At 73.7% G+C, this 25,073-nt stretch carries 21 protein-coding genes and 1 riboswitch; of the genes, 14 read left to right on the top strand and 7 right to left on the bottom strand.

Annotation, left to right across the window (positions count from 1 at the left end; translation table 11 throughout):
• Positions 1-96 precede the first annotated feature (96 nt).
• The 4 genes from PVK74_RS06985 to PVK74_RS07000 all read right to left on the bottom strand — a co-directional run bounded on the left by PVK74_RS06985 (position 97) and on the right by PVK74_RS07000 (position 5,694).
• Positions 97-963 (bottom strand): SDR family NAD(P)-dependent oxidoreductase, encoded by an 867-nt coding sequence (locus tag PVK74_RS06985; RefSeq protein WP_043323809.1) that lies wholly within the window; start codon positions 961-963, stop codon positions 97-99.
• Positions 964-1,126: 163 nt separating this feature from the next.
• On the bottom strand, positions 1,127-3,922 hold the full coding sequence (locus tag PVK74_RS06990) for an FAD-binding and (Fe-S)-binding domain-containing protein (protein ID WP_274478566.1): 2,796 nt from the start codon (positions 3,920-3,922) through the stop codon (positions 1,127-1,129).
• A gap of 36 nt (positions 3,923-3,958) precedes the next feature.
• A complete protein-coding gene (locus PVK74_RS06995) occupies positions 3,959-4,729 on the bottom strand; it encodes a nucleotidyltransferase domain-containing protein (RefSeq protein ID WP_274478567.1) in 771 nt (256 codons plus the stop codon).
• 29 nt (positions 4,730-4,758) lie between these two features.
• The gene (locus PVK74_RS07000) at positions 4,759-5,694 is read right to left on the bottom strand and encodes a diacylglycerol/lipid kinase family protein (RefSeq protein ID WP_069088619.1); all 936 of its coding nucleotides are present in this window, start codon (positions 5,692-5,694) and stop codon (positions 4,759-4,761) included.
• Positions 5,695-5,846: 152 nt separating this feature from the next.
• Between PVK74_RS07000 and PVK74_RS07005 the strand changes: the two genes are divergently transcribed.
• The 4 genes from PVK74_RS07005 (at position 5,847) to PVK74_RS07020 (ending at position 12,775) form a co-directional block, all read left to right on the top strand.
• Positions 5,847-7,001: a hypothetical protein gene (locus PVK74_RS07005; protein ID WP_274478568.1), complete on the top strand. Its 1,155-nt coding sequence runs from the start codon at positions 5,847-5,849 to the stop codon at positions 6,999-7,001.
• A 130-nt stretch (positions 7,002-7,131) separates the two neighbouring features.
• On the top strand, positions 7,132-7,797 hold the full coding sequence (locus tag PVK74_RS07010) for a hypothetical protein (protein WP_113972776.1): 666 nt from the start codon (positions 7,132-7,134) through the stop codon (positions 7,795-7,797).
• Positions 7,798-7,989: 192 nt separating this feature from the next.
• On the top strand, positions 7,990-10,308 hold the full coding sequence (locus PVK74_RS07015) for a transglycosylase domain-containing protein (RefSeq protein ID WP_187694301.1): 2,319 nt from the start codon (positions 7,990-7,992) through the stop codon (positions 10,306-10,308).
• Between the two features lie 403 nt (positions 10,309-10,711).
• A complete protein-coding gene (locus tag PVK74_RS07020) occupies positions 10,712-12,775 on the top strand; it encodes a M4 family metallopeptidase (RefSeq protein WP_274478570.1) in 2,064 nt (687 codons plus the stop codon).
• A gap of 134 nt (positions 12,776-12,909) precedes the next feature.
• On the opposite strand, the gene PVK74_RS07025 is transcribed toward PVK74_RS07020, so the two are convergent.
• Together PVK74_RS07025 and PVK74_RS07030 are read right to left on the bottom strand one after the other, a co-directional pair.
• Positions 12,910-13,359: a YbaB/EbfC family nucleoid-associated protein gene (locus PVK74_RS07025; RefSeq protein ID WP_043323797.1), complete on the bottom strand. Its 450-nt coding sequence runs from the start codon at positions 13,357-13,359 to the stop codon at positions 12,910-12,912.
• A 183-nt stretch (positions 13,360-13,542) separates the two neighbouring features.
• The gene (locus PVK74_RS07030) at positions 13,543-14,187 is read right to left on the bottom strand and encodes a transglycosylase family protein (RefSeq protein ID WP_274478571.1); all 645 of its coding nucleotides are present in this window, start codon (positions 14,185-14,187) and stop codon (positions 13,543-13,545) included.
• Positions 14,186-14,331, bottom strand: a riboswitch (cyclic di-AMP (ydaO/yuaA leader). Its footprint overlaps the gene before it by 2 nt.
• A 171-nt stretch (positions 14,332-14,502) precedes the next feature.
• Between PVK74_RS07030 and PVK74_RS07035 the strand changes: the two genes are divergently transcribed.
• Genes PVK74_RS07035 through PVK74_RS07045 form a run of 3 tightly spaced genes read left to right on the top strand, consistent with a single transcriptional unit; the run spans position 14,503 to position 17,320 of the window.
• Complete coding sequence (locus PVK74_RS07035; RefSeq protein ID WP_209962033.1) at positions 14,503-16,065, top strand: LLM class flavin-dependent oxidoreductase; 1,563 nt, start codon at positions 14,503-14,505, stop codon at positions 16,063-16,065.
• A gap of 46 nt (positions 16,066-16,111) precedes the next feature.
• Entirely contained in the window at positions 16,112-16,588 is a 477-nt protein-coding gene (locus PVK74_RS07040) for a winged helix-turn-helix transcriptional regulator (RefSeq protein ID WP_043323791.1), read from the top strand.
• A 33-nt stretch (positions 16,589-16,621) separates the two neighbouring features.
• Positions 16,622-17,320, top strand: coding sequence for an SDR family oxidoreductase (locus PVK74_RS07045; protein ID WP_064445843.1), 699 nt, complete (start codon positions 16,622-16,624; stop codon positions 17,318-17,320).
• A gap of 559 nt (positions 17,321-17,879) precedes the next feature.
• On the opposite strand, the gene htpG is transcribed toward PVK74_RS07045, so the two are convergent.
• The gene (htpG, locus tag PVK74_RS07050) at positions 17,880-19,712 is read right to left on the bottom strand and encodes a molecular chaperone HtpG (protein WP_244206151.1); all 1,833 of its coding nucleotides are present in this window, start codon (positions 19,710-19,712) and stop codon (positions 17,880-17,882) included.
• A gap of 197 nt (positions 19,713-19,909) precedes the next feature.
• Here htpG and PVK74_RS07055 point away from each other — a divergent pair, with 197 nt between their 5' ends.
• From PVK74_RS07055 to PVK74_RS07085, 7 genes are all read left to right on the top strand, one after another.
• Positions 19,910-20,638, top strand: coding sequence for a FadR/GntR family transcriptional regulator (locus PVK74_RS07055; RefSeq protein WP_043330104.1), 729 nt, complete (start codon positions 19,910-19,912; stop codon positions 20,636-20,638).
• The gene (locus tag PVK74_RS07060) at positions 20,635-21,462 is read left to right on the top strand and encodes a sterol desaturase family protein (protein WP_043323784.1); all 828 of its coding nucleotides are present in this window, start codon (positions 20,635-20,637) and stop codon (positions 21,460-21,462) included. The genes PVK74_RS07055 and PVK74_RS07060 overlap by 4 nt, the downstream gene beginning before the upstream one ends.
• Before the next feature lie 11 nt (positions 21,463-21,473).
• Positions 21,474-22,133 carry a lysoplasmalogenase gene (locus tag PVK74_RS07065; protein ID WP_233607917.1) on the top strand — a complete coding sequence of 220 codons (660 nt, stop codon included), beginning with the start codon at positions 21,474-21,476 and terminating at the stop codon, positions 22,131-22,133.
• The gene (gene smpB, locus PVK74_RS07070; RefSeq protein WP_166457646.1) at positions 22,106-22,597 is read left to right on the top strand and encodes an SsrA-binding protein SmpB; all 492 of its coding nucleotides are present in this window, start codon (positions 22,106-22,108) and stop codon (positions 22,595-22,597) included. Before PVK74_RS07065 ends, smpB begins: the two co-directional genes overlap by 28 nt.
• Positions 22,598-22,706: 109 nt before the next feature.
• Positions 22,707-23,144: a VOC family protein gene (locus PVK74_RS07075; RefSeq protein WP_187694610.1), complete on the top strand. Its 438-nt coding sequence runs from the start codon at positions 22,707-22,709 to the stop codon at positions 23,142-23,144.
• A 61-nt stretch (positions 23,145-23,205) separates the two neighbouring features.
• Entirely contained in the window at positions 23,206-23,781 is a 576-nt protein-coding gene (locus tag PVK74_RS07080) for a helix-turn-helix domain-containing protein (protein ID WP_043323777.1), read from the top strand.
• Positions 23,778-25,058 carry an MFS transporter gene (locus tag PVK74_RS07085; protein ID WP_166457647.1) on the top strand — a complete coding sequence of 427 codons (1,281 nt, stop codon included), beginning with the start codon at positions 23,778-23,780 and terminating at the stop codon, positions 25,056-25,058. Before PVK74_RS07080 ends, PVK74_RS07085 begins: the two co-directional genes overlap by 4 nt.
• Positions 25,059-25,073 lie beyond the last annotated feature (15 nt).

The raw sequence follows: 25,073 nt of genomic DNA on the forward strand, positions 1-25,073 counted from the left end.
CCTGAACGCGCGACTCCGGCGCCCCGGCCCTCGTGGCCGGGGCGCCGGCTCGATGCGTCCCCGGCCACGACCGCCGTCGCCGGCGGCCCGGCGGGATCAGGCGGTCACGTGCGCGCTGTCGCCCGCTGTCGCGGCGAACGACGTGCCGCTGACCATGCGCGCCGCGTCGGAGGCGAGGAACACCACCAGCGGCGCGACGTCCTCCGGCTCCACCCACGGCACGCCCAGCGGCGTCTTCGCCCGCAGCGCCCCGACCGCTTCCCGCTCCACCTCGGCCAGGTCACCCGACGGTGACTTCCCCGCCTCCACCAGCGCCTGCACGTAACGGTCCCGGTGCCGGGTCAGCGCGGTGTCGACCAGCCCCGGGATCACCGCGTTCACCGTCACGCCGTGCGGCCCGAGTTCCAGCGCGGCGGACTTCATCAGCCCAATGAGCCCCCACTTGGACGCCGAGTACGCGGACCCGTTCGTGGTGCCGTGCTGTCCCTGGGTGGACGACGTGATGACGATCCGCCCGCCGCCGCGCCGTACCAGCAGTGGCGCGAACACCCGCAGCACGTTCGCGGCGCCGGTGAGGTTCACGTCGATCTGGTCGTGCCAGTGCTGGTCGGTCATCTCCAGCAGCGGCGCGAACGCTTGGATGCCGGCGTTGGCGAACAGCACGTCCACGCCGCCGTGCTCCCGCTCGACCGCCTCGGCGAACGCGCGTACCGCCCCGATGTCGCGCTGGTCGGCCACGTGCGCGGACCAGCGGGCGCCGGCCGCCGTCACCCGGCGCCCGGTCTCGGCCAGGTCCTCCGGGGTGGCGGGCGGGAGGTCCAGGATCGGGCTGACCGGCCCGGCGACGTCCATCCCGGCCACGTCCGCGCCCGACTCGGCCAGCGCCACCGCCGCGGCCCGGCCGATCCCCCGCGCCGCGCCGGTGACCACAGCGACCCGCCCCGACAACACGCCCGCAGCCACCGCGTCACCCCTCCCGTGGACTCCCCTCCCGCACCGTAAGCCCTGCCGTCCCCGCCCCGCCCGCGATCAAGCCCTCGGTACGCCAGCCCAGCTCACGGCGCCTGCTCCCCTCATCCCCGAACTGGTGTCGATCACGCGAAAAGCCGGCACTCCGCGGACGTCGCTACGGCGAGGTGGCCTCGGCCAGCAACTCCAGCACGTGCCGGTACGGTTGCCCGGTCGCCCGCGCCAGCCCGATCTCGCACGTACGGTTCACCGAGGCGTACCCGTCGAAGGCGCGTGCCGTGACGGCGGCGGCCTCGGCCCGGGTGGCCGACGCGGTCAGCTCCGGGTGCAGCAGTCCCCGGTCCCCGGCGAAGCCGCAGCACTGCCAGCCCTCCGGGACGACCACCTCGTCGGCGACCGCGCGGGCCACGGTGAGCAGCGCGTCGTCGAGTCCGAGGCGGACCGACGAGCAGGTCGGGTGCAGCGCGAGCGAGCCGATCCGGCGGCGCACTGTCAGCCGGGGCAGCAGCGTGCCGGCGGTGTACGCGACGGCGTCGACGACCCGCACGTCCCCGGCGCCGTCGAGCAGCCGCTCGAAGCCCTCGGTGCAGGACGCGGCGTCGCTGACCACGGGCAGCGCGCCGTCGCGGCTGGCGGCGCGCAGCACCGGCGGGACGCGGTCGCGGACCTGCCGGTAGCCGTCGGTGAGTCCCTTCGACGACCAGGGGGTGCCGCAGCACAGGTCGCCGATGCCGTCGGGCACGAGCAGGCGTACGCCGGCCCGCTCGGCGAGCGTGAGCAGCGCGGCTGCGACGCCGCTGCCGCCATCGGCCGGGGCGAACAGCGTGCCCAGGCAGGACGGCACGAACACGGCGTCCGGGTCGTCGGCCGGGTGGGGGCGGCGCGGAGTGCCGCCGCGCGGCAGGTCCCGTTGCCACTGCGGCACCCGGTCGGAGCCGAGCACCGCGCGGGCGGCCCGGGTGGCGGCCTCGGGCAGCGCGGGCGGCAGCGCCCCGGCCAGATCGAGTCCCCGGGCCATGCCCCGGGTGGTGGCGCCCCAGCGGCGGGCCGCGCCGCGCCAGGCGGTCCCCGCCGCCCGGCCGTGCTCCTGCGCGCGCAGCCGCTTGACCAGGTCACCGGTGTTGATCAGCACCGGGCAGGCGGTGGCGCACATGCCGTCGACGGCGCAGGTCTGCACCGCGTCGTAGTCGTAGTCGTCGGTCAGTTCCCGGACCAGCGCGGTGTCGCCGGCGGCCTGCGCTGCGGCGATCTCCCGGCGCAGCACGATGCGCTGCCGGGGCGTGGTGGTGAGGTCGCGGCTGGGGCAGACCGGCTCGCAGTAGCCGCACTCGACGCAGCGGTCGACCTCCTCCTCCACCGTCGGCACGGTCTTGAGGTGCCGCATGTGGATCTCCGGGTCGTCGCTGAGCAGCACCCCCGGGTTGAGCACGCCGTCCGGGTCGCAGAGCGTCTTCAGCTCGCGCATCACCTCGTACAGCTCGTCGCCGAACTGGCGGCGCACGTACGGGGCCATCACCCGGCCGGTGCCGTGCTCGGCCTTGAGCGTGCCGCCGTGGCCGAGCACCAGGTCGACCATCTCCTCGGTGAAGTCGGCGTAGCGCGCCGGGGCCGCACCGCCGTCGAAGCGCTCGTTGAGCATGAAGTGCAGGTTGCCGTCCTTGGCGTGGCCGAAGATGACGCTGTCGGCGTACCGGTGCCGCTCGAACAGCTCGGCCAGCGACGCGCAGGTGCCGGCGAGCGCCTCGACCGGCACGGCGATGTCCTCCAGCAGCGCGGTGGTGCCGGACGGGCGCGCGCCGGCCACCGCCGCGTACAGGCCCTTGCGGATGTGCCACAGCGCGGCCCGGGCGGCCGGTTCGCCGCTGAGCCGCGCCGGGGCGCTCAGCGGCAGACCGGCCAGCACAGGTCCGGCGTCGGCGACCCGGTCGGCGAGCGCCGCCGCGTCGGACTCCTGCCACTCGGCGAGCAGCGCGGCGTGCCCGCGCACGGCCAGGCCGCGCAGCGTGGCGTCCGCCTTCGGGTCCCGCTGGGCGACCCGCAGGGCGGCGGCGTCGAGCAGCTCGACCGCCGCCGGCCCGGCGGCCACCAGCGCCGGCATGGCCGCCATCGCCGCGCCGAGGGAGTCGAAGACCAGCAGGCCCGTCGCGGCATGGCGGTGCACGGGTACGGTGCGGAACGTCGCCGACGCGACGAACGCGAGCGTGCCCTCGCTGCCCACCACGAGCCGGGTGAGCAGATCGGCCGGGTCGTCGTGGTCGAGGAACGCGTTCACGCCGTACCCCATGGTGTTCTTCATGGCGTACTGGGCGCGGATGCGGCGCACCGAGTCGGGATTGCCGCGTACCCGGTCGCGCAGCCGCAGCAGCCCGGCGTGCAGCGCCGGTTCGGCGGCGCGCAGCCGGGCGTCGGCGTCCGGGGCGCCGGTGTCCAGCACGCTGCCGCTGGGCAGCACGAGGACCAGCGACTCCAGCGTCCGGTACGTGTTGAACTCGGTTCCGCAGGTCATGCCGCTGGAGTTGTTGGCGACCACGCCGCCGACCGTGCACGCGGACTCGCTGGCCGGGTCGGGGCCGAGCTTGCGGCCGTACGGCGCGAGCCGCGCGTTCACCTGCCGCAGCACCACCCCCGGTTGGACCCGCACCCGCCGCCCGTCGTCGAGCACCGTGAGGTCGCGGAAGTGCCGTCGCACGTCGACGAGCAGCCGGTCGGTGACGGCCTGGCCGCTGAGGCTGGTGCCGCCGGAGCGGAACGTCAGCGGGGTGCCGGTGCGGCGGCTGTGCGCCAGCAGCGCGGCGACCTGACCGGCGTCGGCCGGGGTGATCACCGCGCCGGGGTGCAGCAGATAGTGCGAGGCGTCGTGGGCCATCCGCAGCCGGTCCGCGGCCCGGGTCGCCACGCCGCCGGGCACCACCGACTCCAGTCCGGCCCGCGTGGACGCGCTCAGCTCCGTCATGATCACCGCACCTCCCCGGCTCACAGTAGTCGCGGTTCAGTCCGCGGTGATCCGGTCCAGCACCCGCCGCTGGAACGCGCGGGCGGCCGGTCCGGACGGCGGCGTGCCGCCGCGGCGGGCCTCGATCGAGGCGCGGATCAGCGCGGCGTCCGGGTCGTCGGCGGCCACCCGCAGCCCGGCGTCGACCTTGCCCAGCCAGACGCCGTCGCGGTGGCGCACCAGCGCGCGGCAGGCGCCGAGCACCGCGTCCTCCGCGCCGGGAGCCGGTGCGTCGCCGGGTGGGGTGGGCAGCGCCAGCCACCAGCGCAGCGCGTCGGCCAGCAGCGCCCGCAGCGCCTGCGGTGACGGGTCGGCGAACACGTCGGCGGCGGGCGGGCCGAGCAGCGTCAGGCCGGACTGGCGCAGGATGCTGCGGTCCAGCGCGTACCAGAACCGCCCGTCGGCGGCGGGCCGGTCGGCCGGGTCGTAGGTGGCGCGGAACGGCATTGTCGCGCCGGTGTTCAGCTCGACCTCGAAGCCGGGCTCCGGGGCGCCGGAGGCGGCCACGTCGCGGCGGTAGACCACGAGTTCCAGGCCGCGCGCCGGGCAGGGCAGCGACTCGTGCCGCAGCCGCTCCACGAGTATCCGCTTGGCCGCCTCGGGCAGCGGCCCGGCGACCAGCAGCGCCACGTCCACGTCGCTGCGCCCCGGCTGGTACGCGCCCAGCCCGACCGACCCGGCGGCGTACGCGCCGACGAGGTCGTCACCGAGCACGTCCCGGGAGCGGTGGACCAGTTCGGCCAGGTAGTCGCGGATGTCGTCGCGCATGCCGGCATCCTGCCCCGGCCAGAACGCGGTCAGTCCGGCGGGTCGGGACAGCACACCGTCAACGCGCCCGGGACCACCTTCACCTTGAGGCGTTTCGCCTTGCCCCGGGCGCCGCCGTCCAGCTCGTACGTCTTCGGCGCGTCGAACCGCACCGTGATCTTGCGACCGCGGGTGATCCGCACGAACGGCGACTCCTCGGAGCGTCCGGCGGCCATCCGGCCCAGCGTGCGCGCCCAGTCCACCGCGCCGCTGGCGGTGGACACGCCGACCTCCAGCGCCCCGTCGTCCGGACGGGCGTCGTCGAAGGCCGGGATGCCGCCGGTGATGGTGCCGACGTTGCCGAACAGCACGCAGCTCGCCTCGTCGTCGAACCAGTCCGCGCCGTCGACCCGGATCCGGGTCCGTACGCACTCGCCGCGCACGTGCCGCAGCCCGGTCCAGACGTACGCGATCCGGCCGAACCGGCCCTTGAGCTGCCGGTCGGCGTCCCGGATCAGGTCGCCGTCGAACCCGGCGCCGGCCATCACCGCGAAGTGCTCGCCGTTGATCCGGCCCAGGTCCAGCTCGCGGCGGCGGCCGTGCAGCGCGATCCGTACCGCCTCCGGCAGGTCGACCGGGATGCCCAGGTTCACCGCGAACAGGTTGGCCGTGCCGGCCGGCAGGATGCCCATCGGCACGCCGCTGCCCGCGAGCGCGTCGGCGCACCGCTGCACCATGCCGTCGCCACCCCACACCAGCACCAGCTCGGCGCCGGAGTCCAGCGCCGCGCGGACCCGCTTGGGCGCCTTGCGGCTCTTCGGCACCTCGTACCAGAGCAGCCGCCCGACCCCGGCGGCGACGAGCCGGGAGCGCAGCTCGTCGAGCCCTCCCCCGAACGTCTTCTTCCGATGGGCGACGACGGCGACCACACCGGCCGGGGGCGCGGCGGGGGCGGTGGCCGGGCGCTCGGCCGTGCTCGTGTTCATGGTCCCGCTGTACCCGGAGCGCGCGCGTCCCACGCCTGCGCCCGGCGCGACGCGCCCGAAACCGATTCGCGGCGTACTGTGCCCGGACGGCCACGTTCGGTACAGTGCGGACGATGATCCGCGCCGCCGGGCGCGGATCCGGAGGGTGTGCGATGAAGCGACGGATCGGGTGGGTGGCGTACTACACGCTGCGCCTCGGTTTGCTGCTCGGCGGCGTGGCAGCCGTCTGGGGCGCGCACGAGGTGGCGGCCGGCTCGGCCGCCCACGCCGCCGACCGTCCGCCGCTCACGGCCACCGTGGAGACTCTGACCCACACACTCGGCGCGGTTCTCGGCCTGCCCGCGTCCGGGGCCGTCGGTGTCGAGTCCACACCCGCCGCCGCGCCGGCATCCGGCACGACAGCTCCCGCCGCCGACGCCACCGCGCCGAGCGCTGACGCGCCCGGCACGCCCACGTCCGGCACGGCCACGCCCGGAAAGGCCGTGGCGACGCCCCCGGAGGCGGCCCCGGAGGCGGCCCCGGCCGCCACGACGCCGGTCACCGGCCGCGTCGTCGAGGCGGTGGTGACGCCGGTCCGCGACCACGTGCTGACCCCGGTCACCGAGGGCCTGCGCCCGGCCACCGACCCGGTACGCGATCACCTGCTCACGCCCGTCGCGGAGGCCCTGCGCCCGCTCACCGGCCCGGTCACGGAGGGCGTGCTCGAACCGGTCGCGGACGTGCTGTCCCCGGTCGTGGAGCCGCTGAGCCCGATTCTCGGTCCGGTCTGGCGGGGCCTGGAACCGGTGGTCGCGCCGCTGGACCCGGTGCTCGACCCGCTCAGCCCGGTGACCGATCTGCTCGACCCACCGGCGGCGTCGCAGCCGGACCCGGCCGACCCCGCTGACCCGACCGACCCCGGTGACCCGACAGCCCCCGCCGACCCGGCTGATCCGGCTGGTCCGGCTGATCCGGCCGGCACCGCTGATCCGGCCGTGAAGGCCCGCCCGGCTGCGCCGGCCCGCGTGGGCGACAGCGTTACGGTCGCCGCCGGCCCGGTGGCGCGTGCCTTCGCCGTCGAACCCCGGGGCGCCGCCGCGCGCAGCGCGACACAGGCTGTCCGCACGGCGGCCGACTTCGCCCCGACCCCCGTCGCGCCGCAGCCGTACGACGGCGCCAGCCATGCCGGCGGCGCGGTGCACAGCGAGGCGGCCGACGCGGACGCGTGCCGCTGGGGGCTGCCGACGCTCGCCCACCAGTACGGGCGCCCGTCGCACGAACGCCTGCCGGCCTCCCGCACGTCACGGCCCGGCACCAGACCCGCCTGAGCGGACTTCACAGGACCACATGCGATCCGGAGCACGGGCGTGTCCCGCCCGACTGCCGCGCCTGCGCGGCGGCGCCGTCGTCCGGCGCCCGCACCAGACCCGATCACGCCTGTGAAACAGGAGTTCGTTCATGAGCACAGCCCTGCCCGTCGCCCGCGCCCGGTGGTGCGACATCGGCCGCATCGCCGATCTCGTCGCCGAGGCCCTGATGCCCACCGCCCTGGCGGCCTGGCTCGTCCCCGACGCGCCGCGCCGTTTGCCGGTCCTCGCCGCCGTGGCGCGGATCTGGACCGAACACGCGCTGCTGTTCGGCGACGCGTTCCTGCTGCCCGACGGCAGCGCCGCCACCGTGTGGTTCCACCGCTACCGGCCGATCCCGACGCCCCACCGGTACGCCGATCGTCTCGCCGCCGCCGCCGGCCCGGACGAGGAGCGGTTCCGCCGCCTCGGTGACGCGCTCGCCGCCCGGCGTCCGGTCGAGCCGCACAACAACCTGGCGCTGCTGGCCGCTCCCCGGGGCGGTGCGGCGGAGGCGCTCGCCGGGGCGCAGCGCCGGATGGACACCCTCAGCCTGCCCACCTACGCGCACCCGTGCGCCGGGGAGCAGGAGGAGTTGCTGCGGCGGCTCGGCTACACCGCACGGGAGGCCTTCGCGGCCCCGGACGGCACCGAGCTGCGGGCGCTGTGGCGGTCGACGCCGTTCCGTGCGGGCGGCAACGACCGCTGGCCGGTGCGTCACCGCGGCTTCGGCCGCCCGGACCGCGACGGCCGGGCCACCGACCGGGCGGCGCGCTGACCGGTTGACCGGGCCGGGGCGGCCACCCAGCCGCCCCGGCTCCCGCCCGCCGCCTTCACGCAGACGTCGCTGTGCTCGGCCTCGGCGAGCCGGAGGTTGATCCGTTGCCCCGACGTCGTCGGCCGGTGCGGGCGCCGCACCTCGGTTAGCCTGCGAGCCGGGCACGACTTCGCCGAGCGACCGGAGGTAACGGTGCGAGGAACGGGAGAGACCCCGGGGCCGGCCGGCGCCACGACCGCGAGCCCGAAGCGCAAGCGGCGGCGCCTGCCGGTCGTCCTCGCGGTCTGCGTGCTGCTGGCCGGGTGCGGCCTGGTCGCGGGCGGCTACTACTTCGACAGCGTGCCCACGCCCAGCGACCTGAAGCTGCCCGAGTCGACAACCGTCTTCTACGCCGACGGGCGCACGCCGATGGCGAAGCTGGGCGCGCAGAACCGCACCATCGTGCCGTACGACCAGATGAACGACTCGGCCAAGCAGGCGATCGTGGCGGCCGAGGACCGGACCTTCTGGACCAACCGCGGCATCGACTTCAAGGGTGTGCTGCGCGCCGCCTGGGCCAACGTGAGCGGCGGGCAGCGGCAGGGCGCGTCCACGCTCACCCAGCAGTACGCGCGCATCGCCGCCGACCTGCGCGGGGTCACCTACTCCCGCAAGCTGCGCGAGGCGGTGATCGCGTGGAAGCTCGACGACGCGTACACCAAGGAGGAGATCCTCGGCTTCTACCTGAACACCGTGCCGTTCGGCCGGGGAGCGTACGGGATCGAGGCGGCCGCGCAGACGTACTTCGGCAAGACGGTCCGCCGGGACGCCCCACCCGAGCGGCAGCTCACCCAGGCCGAGGCGATGGTGCTCTGCGCCATGGTGAAGCAGCCGGAGGCGGATCCGGCCGACCCCGAGGGCACGCCCGGCTACGACCCGCGCCGCAACGCGCTGGCCAAGCAGAACTCGATCGACAGGTGGAACTACATCCGCGACGGCATGGTCAAGCTCGGCTACCTGACGTCGCAGCAGGCGGCGGACCTCGCGTACCCGGACACGGTCCGGCCGATCGACAAGGACGCGGGCCGGTCCGACCTGGACCGGCCGACCGGCCTGGTGGTCAACCACGTGCTGGCCGAGCTGCGCGGGACCGAGCCGTTCCGCGGCAAGCCGGACGAGGTGATCCGGGACGGCGGCTACCGCATCGTCACCACCATCGACAAGCGCGTGCAGGACGCGGCCGAGGCGGCGGCGGACATCCGCCGCGACACCGCCCCGCGAGCGGTGCGCGGGCAGCCGCGGAACTGGCAGGCGGCGCTGGTGGCGGTGGAGCCGGGCACCGGCCGGGTGCTCGGCTACTACGGCGGCGACAAGGGCTCGGGCGCGGACTACGCGGGCTGGTACTCCGACGAGGACGGCCAGGCCCGCGGCTTCGGCCAGCATCCGCCGGGGTCGTCGTTCAAGGTGTACGACCTGGCCGCCGCCGTGCGCGACGGGATCTCGGTGAAGGAGCGGTTCGACTCGCCGGACACCAAGGAGTTCCCCGCCTCGGGGCGCACCAAGGGCAGCGCGGCCGGGCCGATCCGCAACGCCGAGCGGGCGCCCTGCCAGCCGGACTGCGCGCTCTGGGAGGCCACCGTCGCCTCGCTCAACGTCACCTACTTCGAGCTGACCGAGCGGCTCGGCACGGACAAGGTGATCGAGATGGCCCGGCAGGCGGGCGTGGAGTCGATGTGGGAGACGGTCCGGGGCAACCCCCGACCGCAGCGCGTCGACCTGCGCAGCGACCCCGCCGACGAGGTGGCGAAGCGGTTCTCCACCGAGGTCGGCATCGGGCAGTACGGCATCACCGTGCAGGACCACGCGAACGGGATGGCCACGTTCGCGGCCGGCGGCAAGCGCGCCGACGCCCACTTCGTCCGGTCGGTGAGCAAGGACGACGAGGAGGTGTGGACCGAGCAGTTACGCACCACCGACCTCGGGCTGGACCGGGAGGCCGTCGACCAGCTTGACTGGACGCTGCGCCGGGTCCGGGCGGCCAAGCTGGACAACGGCTGGGACTCCGCCGGCAAGACCGGCACCTGGCAGGCCGGGAAGAGCACCACGCAGAACGTGCACACCTGGATGGTGGGCTGGACCGGCGCGCTGGCCTCGGCCGTGTGGCTGGGCACCACCGACGGCAAGCCGCTGCGGACCAGCGACGGCAGCTACGACGTGTACGGCTCGACCGGCGCCGCGCCGATCTGGCGGCAGTTCATGACAAAGGCCACCGAGGCGATGAAGCTCGACCCGGGCAAGTACCGCTTCGGTGAGCCGAAGTTTCCCGGCGACACCCCGGAGCCGACCGCGTCGGCACCGCCGCCGTCCACCGCCGCGCCCACACCGTCGGACTCCCCGAGCCCGAGCCCGACCCCGTCGAGCCCCAGCCCGAGCCCGGAGCCGACCGGGCGGCCGACGTCGCGGCCCACGCTGACGCCCACGCTGCCACCGCCGCCCACGATCACGCCGACGCGGACCCGCGGCCCGCGCTGACGCACCCGGCCGCGCGGTGGCGGCCCGCGTGCGGCGGCGTCCTCGCGTCTATGTGCGCCATTCGCGCACATAGGCAACGTCCGCAATTTGCACGGGCCCCATCCACTGTCGGCGATGTTCGCCCTGATCAGGGCCTATTGAAGATCATGGTTGCCTGGGACGACACGCGCGGCGACACGCCCGACTGCCAGCCGTTGCCCAGGTCACCCATTGCTCACGGCTCGCGCGGCGTGTGATTGTGCACCAGCGAACCGCCGACCCCCGGCGAATCGCGACGGTCGATCTGTCGACCCGGAGCCACGCCGGCAGCTCCGGTGACCGGCCGTCACCCTGCCTCGCACCACCGCGCCGCCCGTCCCCACCGGGCTCGTGCGGCGCGCCTGTAGAACAGGAGCAAACCTCCGTGAAACTCTCACCTCGCCTCGCCGCGCTCACCGGCGCGGCGGCGGCCGGCGTCATCGCCGCCGGCACCGCCGCGGCCGTGCAGGCCGCGCCACCCGGGCCCGCCGCCCCCAACCCGGCCCAGGCCCGAGCAGCCGCCGCCGACTCGACCCGCGCGCTGGTCGCGAACCGCCCCGCCTACCTCCAGGCCGGTTCCGACGACGCGTTCGTCCAGAAGCCGGTCATCTCCTCCGAGGGCACCCAGTACGTGCCGTACGAGCGCACCTACAAGGGCCTGCCCGTGGTCGGCGGCGACTTCGTGCTGGCCACCGACTCCGCCGGCAACCTCAAGTACGCCTCGGTCGCCCAGCAGCGGCCGATCGGCGCCCTCGCCACCACGCCCGCGCTGACCCAGGCCGCCGCCGCGGCCACGGCGCGCGCCCAGCTCAAGACCGTCAGCGCCGTCGAGGGCACCACGCTCGTCGTCTACACGCTCGGCGCCGCACCGGCGCTGGCCTGGGAGACCACGGTACGTGGCACCAGCGCGGACGGCCCGAGCCGGCTCACCGTCGACGTCGACGCCCGCACCGGCGCGGTCCTGCGCAAGCAGGAGCACGTGGTACGCGGCACCGGCACCGGCGCCTGGAACGGGCCCAGCCCGCTCACGCTCAACACCACCCAGTCGGGCTCCACGTACACCATGAAGGACCCGACCGTCACGAACCTGAGCTGCCAGGACGCGGCGAACAACACCACGTTCAGCGGCTCCGACGACGTGTGGGGCAACGGCACCGCCACGAACAAGGAGACCGGCTGCGTGGACGCGCTGTTCTCCGCGCAGACCGAGCACAAGATGCTCGCCCAGTGGCTGGGCCGCAACGGCGCCAACGGCAACGGCGGCTACTGGCCGATCCGGGTGGGCCTCAACGACCAGAACGCCTACTACGACGGCAGCCAGGTGCAGATCGGCAAGAACACCGCCGGTCAGTGGATCGGCTCGCTGGACGTGGTGGCGCACGAGATCGGCCACGGCATCGACGACAACACCCCCGGCGGCATCTCCGGCGGCGGCACGCAGGAGTTCGTCGCGGACACGTTCGGCGCGGCCACCGAGTGGTTCGCCAACGAGCCGTCCAGCTACGACGCGCCGGACTTCCTGGTCGGCGAGAAGATCAACCTGGTCGGCTCCGGCCCGATCCGCAACATGTACAACCCGTCGGCGCTCGGCGACCCGAACTGCTACTCCAGCAGCATCCCGTCGACCGAGGTGCACGCCGCGGCCGGGCCCGGCAACCACTGGTTCTACCTGCTGGCCAACGGCAGCAGCCCGACCAACGGGCAGCCGTCCAGCTCGACCTGCAACAGCAGCAGCGTGAGCGGCCTGGGCATCCAGAAGGCCATCAAGATCATGTACAACGCCATGCTGCTGAAGACGTCGTCCTCGTCCTACCTGAAGTACCGCGTCTGGACGTTGCAGGCGGCGAAGAACCTCTACCCGAGCAGCTGCACCGAGTTCAACGCGGTCAAGGCGGCCTGGGCGGCGGTCAGCGTGCCGGCCCAGTCGGGTGAGCCGACCTGCGCCGGCGGCACCCCGACGCCCACGCCGACCGCCACCACCACCCCGCCGTCGGGCGGCTGCTCCGGCAACAAGCTCGCCAACCCCGGCTTCGAGTCGGGCAACGTGAGCTGGACCGCCTCGTCCGGCGTCATCACCACCGACAGCGGCCAGGCCGCCCACGGCGGCTCGTACAAGGCGTGGCTGGACGGGTACGGCTCGTCGCACACCGACATGCTCAGTCAGTCGGTGACGATCCCGGCCGGATGCCGCGCGACGTTCAGCTTCTGGCTGCACATCGACAGCGCGGAGACGACCACCGGCACCGCGTACGACAAGCTCACCGTCAAGGCCGGCAGCACCACGCTGGCCACCTACTCCAACCTGAACAAGGCCACCGGCTACGTGCAGCGGTCCTTCGACATCTCGTCGCTCGCAGGCACCACGGCGACCATCTCGTTCAGCGGCGTGGAGGACAGCTCACTGCAGACGTCCTTCGTCGTCGACGACACCGCGGTCACCCTGAGCTGACCGTGGCGTAGCGCGGCCGGTCGTCGTCCTCCCGGCGGCCGGCCGCATCGTCGTGCCGGGCGGTGCCGCGTCGCGCGTGGCCGCCGCCACGTGCCGGGGCGGCGCCGCGTCGTGCCGGGCCGTGTGCGGTCGGGTCAGGCCGGACGCCCGGCCTGGGACGCCGTGCCGCGGTCGCGGTGGATCCGCGCGGCCGCCTCGTGCATCGCGCGACCGAACAGCTCGGCCTGGTCACCCATGCTGCCGAGCCGGGCGGCGAGCGCGTCGGCGTCGGCCCGCGCCGACGCGCTGACCCGGGCGTCCAGCTCGGACAGCGCGGCGTTGGCGGCGGCGGTGACATGTCCGCACAGGACGTCGAGGGGCTCGCCGGCCAAGTCCGGGTCGATCGTCACGGAATCCAGCCGGCCACCCTGAACGGCGACCGCGCGGACCCGGCCGTCGGCTGCGGTGCCCTCGGCGCGCAGCAGGTCGCCCGGCTCGCCGTCGGCGTGCTCCGAGGCCCGGGAGCGCATCGCGGTGAGCGCCTGCTGCGTGCGGGTCAGCAGTTCGTCGATGCTCGCGGCCGCCGAGAACGGATCGTTGGTCATTTCCGCGCTTTCTTCACGTCTGAGCCGATCATCGTGACCCTAGCAACCGGCTCCGACGAATCGCGGTCAGCGGCCGTCACGGGTGGCGTCCGGCGCCGCGAGCAGGCCGGACACCGGCGGCGCGGCGTGTCGCGGGCGGCCGGCCGCCCGGCCGGGTCGAACCGGCCGGGCGTCCGGACCAGATCAGCGCAGACGCAGCCGCTGACCGGGGAAGATCAGGCCGGGGTCGTCGCCGACCACTGCCCGGTTGCGCTCGTGCAGGGCACGCCAGCCACCGTCGACGCGCTGCGCCACGGCGATCTCCGACAGCGTGTCCCCGCGCCGGACCACGTACGTCCCGGCCGACGGCTGCGGCGCCGCAGTCATCGCGGCCCGCTCCGGCGCGGCCTTGCGCGTGGCGGCCCGCTTCGGGGCGGACTTCTTCGAGGTGGCCTTCTTAGGGGCGGCCCGCTCGGACCGGGTCGCCGCGGCGTTCGCCGAGCCGCCCTTCTTGCCGCAGGTCGGCCACGCGCCGATGCCCTGGCCGCGCAGCACCTTCTCCGCGACGGCGATCTGCTCGGACCGGCTGGCCAGGTCGGCGCGGGCGGCGTACTTCTGGCCGCCGTAGCCGTTCCAGGTGGCGCGGGAGAACTGGAGCCCGCCGTAGTACCCGTTGCCGGTGTTGATCTTCCAGTTGCCGCCGGATTCGCAGCGCGCGACCGCGTCCCAGTTGACGCCCGCGCTGGCCGGAGCGGCCGGGCCGAACAGGGTCGCGACGCCGACGACGGCGCCGGTCACCACCGCACCGAGAGCGGTACGGCGACTTCGGGCCGAGTATGCAGTTGACATGTGGATTCCTCCACGCCGACGAGGTGAGCTGTCGGGTTCGGGCCGAGGAGCCCGGCCGCCGGTGGCGGCTTCACCCCGAGGTGACGATGCACCGTGGAACGTGTGGTTCCCCCGCTCCCGCGCGAGGTTCGGTTACCGGGGCCGGCGGCGGGATTTGGCGTTTCCGGCCCGCGGTGCCCGCGAATGCGAACGAAACCGACGCTAAGGACGGTTTGCGGCGATCGTCCACTTCTTGTGACGGTGTTCACCCGGCCGGGCTACCACCTGTGGAGCTACCGTGGCAGGGCCGAGCAAGATCACGGGAGGGCGGAACGGATGACCGATCACGGACACGAGCTGACCTTCGGCGGCTTCATCACCCCCGCCGCCGGGCAGCCCGACCAGGTGGTGGCGCTGGCCACGCTCTGCGAACAGGTCGGGCTGGACCTGGTCACGTTCCAGGACCACCCGTACCAGCCGGGCTTCCTGGACACCTGGACGCTGATGTCCTACGTGGCCGCCGTCACCGAGCGCATCCGGCTGGCCGGCAACGTCCTCAACCTGCCGCTGCGCCAGCCGGTGGTGCTGGCCCGCAGCGTGGCCAGCCTGGACCTGCTCACCGGCGGCCGGGTCGAGATGGGACTCGGCGCGGGCGCGTTCTGGGACGCGATCGAGGCGACGGGCGGGCGGCGCCTGTCCCCCGGCGCGGCGGTCCAGGCCCTGGACGAGGCGATCCGGGTGATCCGCGAGGTCTGGGACACCGACCGGCGCGGCATGATCCGCGTCGACGGCGAGCACTACCGCGTGGTCGGCGCCAAGCGCGGTCCGGCACCCGCTCATCAGGTGGGCATCTGGGTCGGCGCGTACAAGCCGCGCATGCTGCGCCTGGTCGGCCGCGCCGCGGACGGCTGGCTGCCCTCCCTGTCCTACCTGCCGAAGGGCCCCGACGAGCTGCCCGCCCTGAACGCGCTCGTGGACGAGGGCGCCGAGGCCGCTGGGCGCGACCCGGCCGAGATCCGCCGCATGCTCAACGTGAACGGCACGTTCGCGCGCTCGTCGGCCGGCTTCCTGGCCGGGCCGCCGGCGCAGTGGGCGGAGGAGCTGGCCGGGCTCACGCTGGAGCACGGCATCACCACGTTCATCCTCGGCAGCGACGAGCCGCGCGCGATCCAGATCTTCGCCCAGGAGGTCGCGCCGGCGGTCCGCGAACTCGTCGCCGCCGAGCGCACCGCGCCCGGCAGCGGGGCCCGTGCGGTCGCCGACGACACGGCCGCCACCGGCGGCGCGGCCACACTGGCGGTCACCCCCACCCCCGACCCGGGGGTACGTCTGAGCGCGCGCCGCCCCTGGGACGAGTCGACCCGGCCGACCGCCCCGCCGCCTCCGGCCGGCCAGGTCTACCCACCCCGGGGGCAGGCCGCCGGGCAGCACCTGGTGGACGTGCACGACCACCTGCGCCAGGAGCTGGCCCAGGTGCGCGACCTGCTGGAACAGGTCAAGCGGGGCGCCGTCTCGCCGGGCCGGGCGCGTGCGGCGCTCAACGAGATGACCATGCGGCAGAACAACTGGACGCTCGGGGCGTACTGCGCGGCCTACTGCACCATGGTCACCCAGCACCACGGGCTGGAGGACGCCTCGATCTTCCCGCACCTGCGCCGCTCCGAGGCCGGGCTGGCGGCCGTGCTCGACCGCCTCGAGGAGGAACACGTGGTGATCCACGGGGTGGTGGAGAGCGTCGACCGGGCGCTCGTGGAACTGGTCCACCGGCCCGGCGACTTCACGCAGCTCCAGGAGGCGGTGGACCTGCTCACCGACACGCTGCTGTCGCACCTGTCGTACGAGGAGCACCAGATCGTCGAGCCGCTGGCCCGGCACGGCTTCTTCCCCGGCCAGCTGTGAGGTAGCTGACTTTTGATTTCCTAAGTCAGGGGGTACCGTCGACGCCATGACGGACCTCCTTGCGCAGCGTGACTCCTGGTCCACCGCCAACTGCTCGATCGCCCGGGCGCTGGAGGTGGTCGGCAACCGCACCACGCTGCTCCTGCTGCGCGAGGCGTCGTTCGGCACCCGCCGCTTCGACGACTTCGCGCGGCGGGTCGGCGTCAGCGAGCCCGTCGCCGCCGCACGCCTCAAGCAGCTCGTCGCCGACGGGCTGCTCGACCGGCGCCCCTACCGCGAGCCCGGGCAGCGCACCCGCGACGAGTACGTGCTCACCGCCAAGGGCAGCGACCTGATCCCGGTGCTGGTCGCGCTGCGGCAGTGGGGCGACACGTACGCCGCCGACGAGGCCGGCCCGGCCGTCCGGCTGACCCACGACGAGTGCGGCGCGGCCGTGCACGCCCGGCTGCGCTGCGACGCCGGACACGACGTACCGCCCGGCGAGCTGGCCGTCCTGCCCGGTCCGGGCCTGCTGTCCGCCTGACCCACCTTCCTTCCCCACCCCTCGGAGCGAGACATGAAGATCGCTGGAAGCACCGCCCTGGTCACCGGCGCCAACCGCGGCTTCGGCCGGCACCTGGCCGCCGAACTCGTCGCGCGCGGCGCCACCGTCTGGGCCGGCGCCCGCAACCCGGACACCGTCGACCTGCCCGGCGTCACCCCGGTACGCCTCGACATCACCGACCCCGCCTCGGTGGCCGCCGCCGCGGAGCGGGCCGGTGACGTGACGCTGCTCGTGAACAACGCCGGCGTGAGCACCGGCGCCGACCTGCTCGACGGTGACCTCGCGCAGATCCGGCTGGAGCTGGAGACGCACTACCTCGGCACGCTGTCGGTGGTACGCGCGTTCGCGCCCCGGATCGCGGCGAACGGCGGCGGCACGATCCTGAACGTGCTGTCGGCGCTGTCCTGGTTCACGATCCCCGGCGTCGGCGCGTACGGCGCGGCCAAGGCCGCCGAGTGGTCGATGACGAACGCGCTGCGCCTGGAACTGGCCGGCCGGGGCGTCCGGGTCGCCGGGCTGCACGTGGGCTACATGGACACCGAGATGGCCGCCGCCGTGCCCGGCCCGAAGGCGCACCCGGCCGACGTCGCCCGGCTCGCCGCCGACGGCATCGAGTCCGGCAGCTACGAGATCCTGGCCGACGACGTCGCCCGCCGGGTCCAGGCGGGGCTGTCCGGTGGGGTGGCAGCGCTCTACCCCGCGCTCCCCTGAACAGACCCGTCTCGCCGAGGTGGCGGGGTCAGAACCCGTCCGATGCCGCCACTTCGGCGCAATGGTGTCGATCAAGCACAAGCCACGACAACCGCCCGGACACAGCCGATCAACAGCCTTCGACAAGAGCCCGACATCAGCCGACGCTCGCCAAGCGGCGCTCCGTCAGATCCACCCGCTCGACACCTGCGCATTAGGGCCGCCCCGCCGACGCGGGCCCGCAAGACCATCTCCGCCAGAGCCCTCACTCATCTAGAGCCCCGAGCGTCCCTCCAACTGGGATCGATCTTCCTCATTCCGGGACGCCCCAGGTGATCAACACCAGCTCGGCGAAGTGGCGGGGTCAGAGCCCGCCTGATACCACCACTTCGGCGAGCTGGAGTCGATCAAGCGGCAGCCAGCCGCCCGCACGAGCCCGGCGAAGGACTGACCCGACAACCACCCGGATCGACTTCCCGGCGCTTGATCGACAAGCTCGCCGAGGTGGAGGCATCGGGGGCACCCAGATACCGCCACCTCGGCGTAGTGGAGTCGATCAAGCGGGCCGGGTCGGGTCGGGCTACAGGCCGCGGGCCAGGCGGTCGGCCAGGATGCGGGTGAACCGGGCCGGGTCGGCCAGCTCGCCGCCCTCGGCCAGCAACGCCATGCCGTACAGCAGCTCGGCGGTCTCGGTCAGCGCGGCCGTGTCGCCGCCCTCACCGTGCGCCTTGCGCAGCCCGGTGACCAGCGGGTGGGCCGGATTCAGCTCCAGGATCCGCTTGACCTGGGGCACCTCCTGGCCCATCGCCCGGTACATCTTCTCCAGCGTCGGCGTCATGTCGTGCGCGTCGCCCACCACGCAGGCCGGCGAGGTGGTCAGCCGGGTGGACAGGCGCACCTCCTTGACGCTGTCGGCGAGCGCGCCGCCGAGGAACGTGAGCAGGTCGGCGTACTCCTGCCGTTCGGCCTCGGCCTTCTCCTTCTCCTCCTCGGTCTCCAGGTCCACCTGGCCCTTGGCGACCGAGCGCAGCGTCTTGCCGTCGTACGCGCCGACGCGCTCGACCCACACCTCGTCCACCGGGTCGGTGAGGATCAGCACCTCGTAGCCCTTGGCGCGGAACGCCTCCAGGTGCGGCGAGTTCTCGATGGTGGCCCGGTTCTCGCCGGTGGCGTAGTAGATCTCGCTCTGCCCGTCCTTCATCCGCTCCACGTACGCCCGCAGCGTGGTGGGCTCGGCCGGGTCGTGGGTGCTGGCGGCGCGGACCAGTTCCAGCAGCGTCTCGGTGTTGTCCGGGTCCTCCAGCAGACCCTCCTTGACCACCGCGCCGAACTCGGTCCAGAAGGTGCGGTACGACTCGGCGGACATGTCCTTGAGCGTGGCGAGGACCTTCTTGACCAGCCGGCGGCGCACCGCGCGGATCTGCCGGTCCTGCTGGAGGATCTCCCGGGAGATGTTCAGCGACAGGTCGTGCGCGTCCACCACGCCCTTGACGAAGCGCAGGTAGTTGGGCATCAGCGCGTCGCAGTCGTCCATGATGAACACGCGCTTGACGTAGAGCTGCACGCCGCGGCGGCCCTGCGGGGAGAACAGGTCCAGCGGGGCGTGCGACGGCAGGAACAGCAGCGCCTCGTACTCGAAGGTGCCCTCGCCGCGCATGTGGATGGTTTCGAGGGGGTCGGCCCAGTCGTGCGCGACGTGCCGGTAGAACTCCTTGTACTCGGCCTCGTCGACCTCGTCCCGCGAGCGCGCCCAGAGCGCCTTCATCGAGTTGAGCGTCTGCTCCTCGCGGGTGGTGGCGCCGTCCTCGCCGGGCTTGTCGACCGTCATCCGGATCGGCCACGAGATGAAGTCGGAGTAGCGCTTGACGATCTCCCGGATCGTCCACTCGGCGGTGTAGTCGTGCAGGTTGTCCTCGGTGTCGACGGGCTTGAGGTGCAGCGTGACCGAGGTGCCCTGGGGTGCGTCCTCGACCTCCTCGATCGAGTACGTGCCCTCGCCGGTGGACTCCCAGCGGGTGCCGCCGGACTGTCCGGCGCGGCGGGTCAGCAGCGTCACCTTGTCGGCGACCATGAACGTGGCGTAGAAACCGACGCCGAACTGGCCGATCAGCTCCTGGGACGCGGCGGCGTCGGAGGACTCGCGCAGCTTGCGCAGCAGTTCGGCGGTGCCGGACTTGGCGATGGTGCCGATCAGGCGGACCACCTCGTCACGGGTCATGCCGATGCCGTTGTCCCGCACGGTGAGCGTACGGGCGTCCTTGTCGGCCTCGATCTCGATGTGCAGGTCGGAGGTGTCGGCCGGCAGGTCCTTGTCGACGAGCGACTCCAGCCGCAGCTTGTCCAGCGCGTCGGACGCGTTCGAGATCAGTTCGCGCAGGAAGACGTCCTTGTTCGAGTAGATCGAGTGCACCATCAGCTGCAACAGCTGACGGGCCTCGGCCTGGAACTCCAACGTCTCGACCCCGTCGCTCACACCGGCTCCTTCCCTCTGGCGGCTCCTACGGCGGAAAGGATACGAGGGGTGACCGCTGCGGCACGCACCGGCCGCCCCGGAAATCGACTGGTACAACCAGTTGACGGGTTGATGTGCACGGGGCCACACTGCTGCGCATGACCTTCGATCCCGCGCCCCGCGTCTCGGTCTCCGACCACGTCTTCGGCCGGCTGCGCGACGCGATCGTCTCCGGCCGGTACGCGCCGGACGAGACGCTGCCCGGCGAGCGCGAGCTGGCCGGCGCGTTCGCGGTCAACCGGCACGCGGTCCGGGAGGCGCTGCGCCGCCTGCAGCAGCTCGGCCTGGTCCGGGTCAGCCAGGGCGGCGCGACCCGGGTGCTGGACTGGCGGGTCCACGCCGGGCTGGACCTGGCGCTGTCACTGGCCCGCTCCGGTGACGTACTCCCGGTCGAGACGCTGGTGCGCGACATGCTGGAGATGCGGGCGTGCGTCGGGATCGACGCGGCCCGGCTGTGCGCCGAGCGCGGCGACGCGGCCGTCGTCGCCGCCGTGGTCCGGGCCGCCGAGGAGTACGGCGACCTGGCCCCCGACCTGGACCTGATGAACGAGGCGAACATCGCCATCTGGCGGCTGGTCGTACGCGGCAGCGGCAACACCGCCTACCAGCTCGCCTTCAACAGCCTGGTGGCCGGCACGTTCGCGGTCGGTGACGTCCCCCCGGACGCCCGCGCGGCCGAACTGCTCGACGTCGCCGGGCACCGCCGTCTCGCCACCTCGATCGCCTCCGGTCAGGGCGCGGCGGCCGCCCGGCACGCCCGGGAGCTGCTGACCGCGCCGGTCACCCCCACCCCCACCACCACCCCCGGAAGGGAAGCGCGCGCATGATCCCCGCCGTGCTGTACGCCGTCCCGGCGTTCCTGCTCCTGATCGTGATCGAGGCGGTCTCCTACCGCTTCCTGCCCGACGACGACGAGCGCGGCTACGAGCTGCGCGACACCACCACCAGCCTGTCCATGGGGCTGGGCAGCCAGATCATCGGCTTCCCGTGGAAGCTGCTCACCGTCGGCCTGTTCGCGGCGCTGTGGACCGTGGCGCCGGTGCAGTTGTCCCCCGGCGACTGGTGGACCTGGGTGATCCTGTTCTTCGCCGACGACCTGGCCTACTACTGGTTCCACCGCTCGCACCACGAGGTGCGCGTGCTCTGGGCCAGCCACGTGGTCCACCACTCCAGCGTCTACTACAACTTCTCGACCGCGTTGCGGCAGAGCTGGACGCCGATGACCTCGCTGCCGTTCTGGCTCGCGCTGGCCCTGCTCGGAATTCCGCCGTGGATGATCTTCCTGCAGCAGTCGGTCAGCCTGCTCTACCAGTTCTTCCTGCACACCGAACGGATCAGGGTGCTGCCCCGGCCGATCGAGTGGATCTTCAACACGCCGTCGCACCACCGGGTGCACCACGGCTCCAACACCGAGTACCTGGACCGCAACTACGGCGGCATCCTGATCATCTGGGACCGGCTGTTCGGCACGTTCGAGCCCGAGCGGGCCTCCGCGCGCTACGGCCTCACCAAGAACATCGGCACCTACAACCCGCTGCGGGTGGCCACCCACGAGTTCGCCGCGATCTGGTCCGACGTACGCCGGGCCGACTGCTGGCGGCACCGACTCGGCTACCTGTTCGGCCGCCCGGGCTGGCAGCCGGCCCGATGAGGCGCTCCTGGATGCTGCTCCTGTTCGGGCTGGTCGCCGCCGTCGAACTGGTCGGGGTCGCGCTCGACTCGACGGTGCTCCAGTGGCTGGCCAAGCCGCTGCTCGCGCCGGTGCTGCTGGCGTACCTCTGGGCGCGCCGCCGCCGGGTGGACGCGGTGGCGGTCGGCCTGGTCGCCGCCACCGCGGGCGACGTCGCCCTGCTCCTGGAGGGTGACACCGCGTTCCTGGCCGGCATGGGCTTCTTCCTGGTCACCCAGATCGCGTTCATAACCGCCTTCGTCCGGCACCGGCGCGCGCCGGTCGTGGCGTGGGCCGGCTACCTGCTCGCCTGGGCCGGGGCGAACGCGCTGCTGTGGGGCATGCTCGGGCCGCTGCGGCTGCCGGTGCTCGGCTACAGCCTGGCGCTGTGCCTGATGGCCGCCGCCGCGGCCGGGGTGTCCGCGCCTGTCGCCGCCGGCGGCGCGTTCTTCCTCGTCTCCGACCTGCTCATCGGCGTGGGCGCGGCCGGGATCGAGCTGCCCGGGCGGGGCCTGCTGGTGATGACCACCTACTGCGCGGCGCTGCTGCTGATCACCACCGGCTGGGTGGCCGCGACCCGCCCGGCGACCGGCCCGGAGTCGCCGCCCGCGGGTACCCTGCTCGCGTGGCCAGGGAGAACGGGCGCAAGCTGATCGCCTCGAACAAGAAGGCGCGGCACGACTACGACATCCTCAAGACGTACGAGGCGGGTATCGTGCTGGCCGGCACCGAGGTCAAGTCGCTGCGGGAGGGGCGGGTGTCGCTTGTCGACGCGTTCGCCCAGGAGCGCGACGGCGAGATCATGCTGTACGGCCTGCACATCGCCGAGTACGGCTTCGGCACCTGGACCAACCACGCGCCCCGGCGCACCCGCAAGCTGCTGCTGCACCGGGTGGAGATCGCCCGCATCCTGGAGAAGCTGCGCGACGGCGGCGTCACGTTGGTGCCGCTGTCGATGTACTTCGCCGACGGCTGGGCCAAGGTGGAGCTGGGCCTGGCCCGGGGCCGCCGGTCGTACGACAAGCGTCAGGCGCTGGCCGAGCGGGACGCGAAGAAGGAGATCGCCCGCGAGATGGGTCGCCGGCTCAAGGGCCGCACCACCGGCCGCCGAACCTGATCCGTCCCGTGTTGAGGACAGTCGCTGTCCGCTGGCTCCGGCAGGCTGGACGGCGACCGATCACACGTGCCGCCGGTTCGCCGGCGGGACCGACGGAAGGTGAGCCGAGATGGCCCGCGACGTGCAAATCACCATCGACTGCGCCGACCCGGCGAAGCTGGCGGCGTTCTGGGCCGAGGTCCTCGGCTACCGGGTCCAGGGCCCGCCGGAGGGCTTCGACTCGTGGGAGCAGGCGCTGACCGCGATGGGCGTTCCGCCGGAGCGGCACAACGACGCCTCGGCAGTGGTCGACCCGGAGGGCGCCGGTCCGCGACTGTTCTTCCAGCGGGTGCCGGAGTCCAAGCGGATCAAGAACCGGGTGCATCTGGACGTCCGGGCCGCGCCCGGCCTGACCGGCGAGGCCCGGATGGCGGCGCTGGAGGCGGCGGCCGACCTGCTCGTTCCGCTCGGCGCGACGCGCGTCGGGCGCTTCGAGCCCGCTCCCCCGCTGGAGGCGGGGCACGTGCTGATGACCGATCCGGAGGGCAACGAGTTCTGCCTCGACTGAGACCCGAGGAGATTCAACAAGGCTCCTTGTACATTACTTCTTGTCGGTCTAGCCTGACGGCATGACCGACGGAACCGGCAACCGGCGCCTCAGCGACCCGCGCGCCATGCGGGCGCTGGCCCACCCCACCCGGCTGCGGCTGCTCGGCGAGCTTCGCCTGCGCGGCCCGCAGACCGTCGGCATGCTGAGCGAGCGGACCGGCGAGGCGGTCGGCTCGGTCAGCTACCACGTCGGCAAGCTGGCCGAGCACGGCTTCGTGACCGAGGCCCCCGAACTGGCCCGGGACCGGCGCGAACGGTGGTGGCGGGCCGCGCACGCCACCACCGACTGGGATCCCCTCGAACTGCTCGACGACCCCGAGCGCCGGCTCGCCGGCAACCTGCTGCGCCAGGCCGCCATGCAGCGCTACGTGGCCCGCTACCAGGCGTACCTGGAATCGGAGGCCGACCTCGACCCGGCCTGGGTCCGCGGCACCACGAGCAGCGACACGGTGCTGCACCTGACCCCCGACGAGCTGGTGGAGCTGCGGGACGAACTGTCCGAGCTGGGCCGGCGCTGGCGGGAACGCGGCGCCGCCGGCCGGCCCGGCGCGGAGATGGTCACGCTCATCTGGCAGGCGTACCGGGGGCCGCGGTGACCCGCGACCGCCGGCCGCTGGCCGGACTGCTGATCGGGCACGCCGTCTCGCTGACCGGCAACGTGCTCACGCTCATCGCGCTGCCGCTCTACGTGCTGGCCGAGACCGGCTCGCCGGGCGCCACCGGGCTGGCCGGCGCGTTCGCCACCGCGCCGGTGGTGCTCGGCGGCGCGTTCGGCGGCGTGCTCGTCGACCGGATCGGCTACCGGCGCTCCAGCGTGCTCGCCGACGTGGTCTCCGGCGTGACGATCGCCGCCGTACCCCTGTTGCACTCCACCGTCGGCCTGCCGTTCCCGGCGCTGCTGGCCCTGGTCTTCGTCAGCGGACTGCTCGACACGCCGGGGCAGACCGCGCGCACCGCGCTGCTGCCGGAGGCCGCGGCGGCGGCCGGGGTGCCGATCGAGCGGGCGGCCGGGTGGGAGGACGCGACCTCGCGCGGCGCCCGGATGATCGGCGCACCCCTGGCCGGCCTGCTGGTCGGCGTGTTCGGGGCGGTGCCGGTGCTGGCGCTGGACGCGGTGACGTTCGCCGTGTCGGCGCTCGTGGTGACACTGCTGGTGCCGCGTGGCCTGCGGCCGTCCGACGACGGGAGCGAGCCGGAGACCGGCGGCTACTGGCGGCAGTTCGCCGCCGGGCTGCGCTTCCTGGTCCGCGAGCCGCTGCTGCGCGCCATGGTCCTGCTGGTGCTGGTGACGAACCTGTTCGACGCGGCCAAGAGCCAGGTGCTGCTGCCGGTGGTCGCCGAACGGGAACTCGGCGGGCCGGCCGCGTTCGGCCTGCTGGTGGGCGTCATGGGTGGTGGGGCGCTGGTCGGCTCGCTGGTGTTCAGCGCGATCGGGCACCGCCTGCCCCGCCGGGCCACATTCGTCACCGCGTACGCGCTGTGCGGCGCCCCACCGCTGTGGGCGCTCGCCGCCGCGCCGCCGCTGCCGGTGGTGGCCGCCGTGGTGGCGATGGCCGGGCTCGCCGCCGGCGCGCTCAACCCGCTGATGGGCGCGGTCCAGTTGGAGCGGGTGCCGCCGGCCATGCGGGCCCGGGTGTACGGCGTGATCGGCGCGGGCGCGTGGGCGGCCATGCCGGCCGGCGCGGTAGGCGCGGGATTCGCCGCGGACCGGTTCGGCCCGACGTCCACACTGGTCGTGATGGGCGCCTGCTACCTGCTGGTGGTGCTGACGCCGTTGCTGGGCGGCCCGTGGCGGGACATGCGCCGGCCCACAGTGGTGCGGCAGCGCGAGCCCGAGCCCGTCTCGGAGCGCAGGCGGGAAACGCTCTCTTGACATCGACCGACTTCG

The organism is Micromonospora chalcea (assembly GCF_028768405.1).
GTDB lineage: Bacteria > Actinomycetota > Actinomycetes > Mycobacteriales > Micromonosporaceae > Micromonospora > Micromonospora chalcea.